4 protein-coding genes and 1 pseudogene are annotated in these 4,923 nt (G+C 51.5%); all 5 read right to left on the reverse strand.

Translation table 11 applies throughout. The features are described 5' to 3' along the window. Nucleotides 1-552, reverse strand: a pseudogene (locus AQR02_RS14205) (bifunctional riboflavin kinase/FAD synthetase); the annotation flags it as partial. 39 nt (nucleotides 553-591) lie between these two features. Next, complete coding sequence (gene truB, locus AQR02_RS14210) at nucleotides 592-1,506, reverse strand: tRNA pseudouridine(55) synthase TruB (RefSeq protein WP_054941041.1); 915 nt, start codon at nucleotides 1,504-1,506, stop codon at nucleotides 592-594. After that, entirely contained in the window at nucleotides 1,503-2,480 is a 978-nt protein-coding gene (locus AQR02_RS14215) for a DHH family phosphoesterase (RefSeq protein ID WP_054941042.1), read from the reverse strand. The genes truB and AQR02_RS14215 overlap by 4 nt, the downstream gene beginning before the upstream one ends. Before the next feature lie 21 nt (nucleotides 2,481-2,501). Continuing rightward, a complete protein-coding gene (gene rbfA / locus AQR02_RS14220; RefSeq protein WP_054941043.1) occupies nucleotides 2,502-2,852 on the reverse strand; it encodes a 30S ribosome-binding factor RbfA in 351 nt (116 codons plus the stop codon). Between the two features lie 18 nt (nucleotides 2,853-2,870). Further along, nucleotides 2,871-4,923, reverse strand: a 2,053-nt coding sequence (infB, locus tag AQR02_RS14225; RefSeq protein ID WP_054941044.1) for a translation initiation factor IF-2, incomplete at its 5' end; no start/stop codon positions are given.

A 4,923-nucleotide genomic window follows, 5' to 3' on the forward strand; every position in this document is an offset into this window, starting at 1 on the left:
ATTCGCAAGGGCCAGATCACCGCTTTGTAAGCTCTTACGGATTCCGGAGCTGCTTACCTTCTCCTCATCAAGCAGGAACGGAGGAACCGTCTCCACACTCATTGCCCCAAGCCCCAGCTCATGGAGCATGTCCGCATCGCCTTCACCCAGGTAACCGAAGCGGAAATCAAACCCGACTACTGCAGTTATAATCTGCAGCGGCAGCAGCATAATGGAGACAAAATCCTGCGGGCTGACCCGGGAAAGCTGCTCATTAAAATCAATTATATACAAAATATCGACACCCATACCGGACAGAAGCTCCTGCTTATCCTTCGGCGGGGTCAAATATCCATCATAGTCGCCTTTACCCATAACATCCTTGGGATGAGGATGAAAGGTCATCACTGCAGCCGGTACACCTTGTCTCCGGGCCAGAGCTACAGCGGATGTAATGACGCTGGCATGTCCGCGGTGCAGTCCGTCAAACTGGCCCAGTGCAGCTACTTGCGGCTGTGCCCATTCGGCTGCTGTCTCCGGCGGCATTGGATAGCTTAAGGTTACGGTTCTCACGCTGTTTCTCACCTACAATTCACAAATGAAATAAATAAATTAACCTTGCGCGAAGACTTTAACAGGTGCAATCGCACCCGTATCTTCCAGCTTGTAAATACCCAGGAATTCTCCCTGAAGATCATAGAGCCGGAAGTCCCCGCTCTGCTTCACTTCGGGTGCCACATACCGGATCGAAAGACGTTGTCCCTGCATGGCAGCCTTCTTCTTCTCGTCGATCACGGAGTGCCGCGGCAAATGGGAAATGGCCTCGTCTGCCGCAATCATATGCTGCTCAAGTGTGCCAGCTTCCTTATGTTCGGCTATCTGCTCGAGTGTCAGACAATGGCTGGCAGAAATCCCGGCAGACATCGTACGCGTAAGCTCGACCATTACACCGGGAAGTCCAAGCGCACGGCCAATATCCACACATAGTGTACGGATATAGGTGCCCTTCGAACACAATACACGGAAAGTAATATCAGGATAATTGCCGTTCCAGACCATATCCGTCATTTCAATTTCATAGATCTCCACTTCGCGGCTTTTTCGTTCGACAGTTTTGCCTTCTCTGGCCAGCTCATAAAGACGCTTACCGTCAACCTTGACCGCCGAATACATCGGAGGAACCTGGGAGATCACTCCTTTGAACGAGTTAAGCACCTCAAGTACTTCAGCTTCGGTAACATGAACTTCATCCACCGTCTCCGTAATCGTACCGGTCATATCTTCTGTATCACTGGATAAGCCAAGTCTGAGGGTCGCAACATATTCCTTGGGCAGCTCCTGGATATATTCCACCACCCGGGTAGCCCGTCCGAGGCAAAGAGGAAGCACTCCGGTCACTTGAGGATCAAGTGTACCTGTATGACCAATCCGTTTCATTCCGAGAATCCTCCGGGCCTTGGCTACAACGTCATGTGAAGTGTATCCTGCAGGCTTATAGACCGCCAAAACACCTGTGAGTTCACTCATAAATGACGTCTGACCTCCTCAAGCACCAGCGGAATAGCCTGTTCCAGTGTTGCGTCAAGACGGGCACCAGCAGCACGGGTATGACCCCCGCCACCGAATACTTGCGCAAGCGCCGCAACATCAACTTTGCCGGCTGAGCGTAAGCTTACTTTCACAGCATGCTCATTGATCACTTTGAACAGAATACCAACCTCAACCCCGCGGATATTACGGGGATAATTCACGATGCCTTCCAAATCCTCATTGGCTGCACCACAGTCAAGCATATCCTGCGGCGTTACATGCACCCAGGCAATATCACCTTCGGGCGACAGCTGTAATGTATTCAATGCACGGTTCAGCACTTTCACCTGAGGCAGCGTCATTTCCTCCAGCAGGTTCTCCGCCAGTTCCGGACCGTTTACGCCCATAGCCAGCAGTTCAGAAACCGCCGCCATCACTTTAGGTGAGGTATTGGTATATCGGAATCCGCCGGTATCTGTCAGCAGTCCCGTATATAGCGCCGTGGCAATATCGAGGTTCCATTCCACCTGAAACGTCTTCAGCAGGTCGAACAAAATTTCCGCAGTCGCAGCAGCATCCGGCTTAATGAGCGTCACGAAACCAAAACCGTTATTGGTAGGATGATGGTCAATATTCACGATGAGCGCATCACTGGCAAAATAGCGCTGGGTCAGCCCCACACGCTGAAAATCAGCACAATCGACGCAAATCACATTGCTGTATTGGCGCTGAAGCTCACCTTCTGCCAAATTGACAATTTCACCGGCATGCCATAAGTATTCCATCCGCTGCGGAATCGGACCTTCATTCAGCATAGTATATTTTTTGCCCAGACATGAGAGAAGCCAGCCCACCGCGAGGGTGGAGCTGACTGCATCTCCGTCCGGCTGAACATGCGACACTACAAGATAATCGTCGTGTTCCAGCAGAAACTTACGGGTCTGCTGGAGACTTTGTTCATAGCTCTGCATTCGCCGTCTCCTTTATGTTTCCTAGCTTTCTTCGTGCTTGATCTCGCCGAGCAGCTTCTCAATATGACTTCCGTATGCAACGGATTCATCAATTTTGAAGATCAGCTCAGGCGTATGACGCAGGCGGATTGCCTTGCCAAGCTCAGAGCGGAGAAAGCCGTTAGCTTTCTCAATCGCTTTGAGTGAGCCTGACTGCTGCTCCGCATCCCCGAACACGCTCAGGTATACTTTGGCCTGAGATAGATCGTTCGTCACGTCTACCCCGGTTACGGTAACGAAACCAATGCGCGGGTCTTTCAGTCCGCTTTGGATAAGCTGGCTCAGCTCTTTCTTAATCTGCTCGCCAACCCGTCCGGCTCTGATTTTAGACATCTGTATTCACCTCTTTGCTTAGCGCTCAACCTTTTCCATGATGAACGCTTCGATGATGTCGCCCTCTAGGACGTCATTATAGCGTTCCAAAGTTATGCCGCATTCATAACCCTGCGCCACTTCTTTGGCATCGTCCTTAAAGCGCTTCAAGGTGTCGATCTTACCTTCGAACACTACGATTCCGCCGCGGATCAGGCGCATTTCGGCATTGCGGGTGATTTTGCCGTCTGTAACCATACAGCCTGCAACGCTACCCACTTTGCTGATTTTGAAGACGTTACGCACTTCGGCATGCCCAATAACGTTTTCTTTGAAGATTGGATCTAGCATGCCCTTCATGGCACTTTCAATCTCTTCAATGACGTTATAAATGATGTTGTGCAGACGCACATCTACTTTTTCTTGTTCTGCAGCGGCTTTAGTCTGGGCGTCCGGACGAACGTTAAAGCCGATTACGATCGCATTTGATGCTGCCGCGAGTGTAATATCGGATTCCGTAATCGCACCGGCACCGCTGTGAATAATCTTCACGCGTACGCCTTCGACTTCGATCTTGGCCAAAGAGCCTTTAAGCGCTTCGACCGAACCCTGCACGTCACCTTTGATGATAACGTTCAGATCTTTGATCTCGCCGTCTTTGATGTGCTTGAACAAGTCGTCCAATGTTACACGGGTATTTGTATTCAGCTCGGATTGACGCTGCGACGTCGAACGTCTGTCAGCAATTGCACGGGCTTTACGCTCATCTTCGAACGCCATGAACGGATCGCCCGCCTGCGGCACTTCGGTCAAACCGGTAATTTCCACTGGTGTGGAAGGTCCGGCTTCCTTGATTTTGCGTCCCTTGTCATTGACCATGGCGCGTACGCGTCCGAAGCAGTTACCTGCAACAAAAGCATCTCCGACTTTCAGGGTACCGTTCTGCACCAGAATACGGGCAACCGGTCCACGGTTCTTATCAAGCTCGGCTTCGATTACGGTACCGCGTGCCCGCTTGTCAGGGTTCGCTTTGTACTCATTAACTTCTGCAACAAGCAGGATCATTTCCAGCAGTTCTTCAAGGTTGATGCGCTGTTTGGCGGACAGGTTAACGAAGATGGTATCTCCGCCCCACTCTTCCGGAACCAGCTCATAGCTTGTAAGTTCTTGCTTAACCTTGTCAGGGTCTGCACCCGGCTTATCGATTTTGTTAACTGCAACAATGATCGGAAGTCCAGCAGCCTTCGCATGGTTGATCGCTTCCACCGTCTGCGGCATAACACCGTCATCGGCAGCTACGACGATAATCGTCATATCTGTAACTTGGGCACCACGGGCACGCATTGCGGTAAACGCTTCGTGACCTGGTGTATCCAGGAACGTAATTTTCTTATGGTTGATTTCGACTTGATAAGCACCAATATGCTGAGTGATCCCGCCGGCTTCGCCGCCGGTTACATTCGTCGAACGAATCGCATCGAGCAATGTTGTTTTACCATGGTCAACGTGACCCATGATGGTTACAACCGGTGGACGAGTCATCAGTTCCTCATCCGAGTCATTCTCTTCCACAGTTTCGAAGCTGTCTTCATCCACAGGAATCTTCACTTCTACTTCTACGCCGAATTCACCGGATAGCAGCAGGATAGTATCAATGTCCAGCTCCTGGTTAATGGTCGCCATAACGCCCATCAGGATCAGTTTCTTAATAACTTCAGAAGCATCCTTATGGAGCAGTTTGGCTGTTTCGCCAACAGTCATACTGCCGCGGACAATGATCTTCTTCGGTGTGTTGTCGATCTTCTCACGGTGCACCATTGGCTGGTTTCTGCCGCCGCGGTTGTTCTTGCCGCCACGGCCGCGGAAATTGCCGCCCTTGCCGTCATCAAAGCGTTTTTGACCGCTATTGTTGTTCGGTCTGCCGCCTGTAGTGTTCTTCTTCGGACCTCTGTCGCCGCCACGGGAGAAGTCTCCGCCGCCGCCTTGACCTTGCGGACGGCTGTCTGTACGCGGAGCGCTTGAGCCTTGCGGACGGTCACCAGTACGTGGTGCACTGCCTTGACCTTGCGGACGGTTGCCGCCGGTGGAGCTG

This window comes from Paenibacillus ihuae, from assembly GCF_001368795.1.
GTDB lineage: Bacteria > Bacillota > Bacilli > Paenibacillales > Paenibacillaceae > Paenibacillus_AQ > Paenibacillus_AQ ihuae.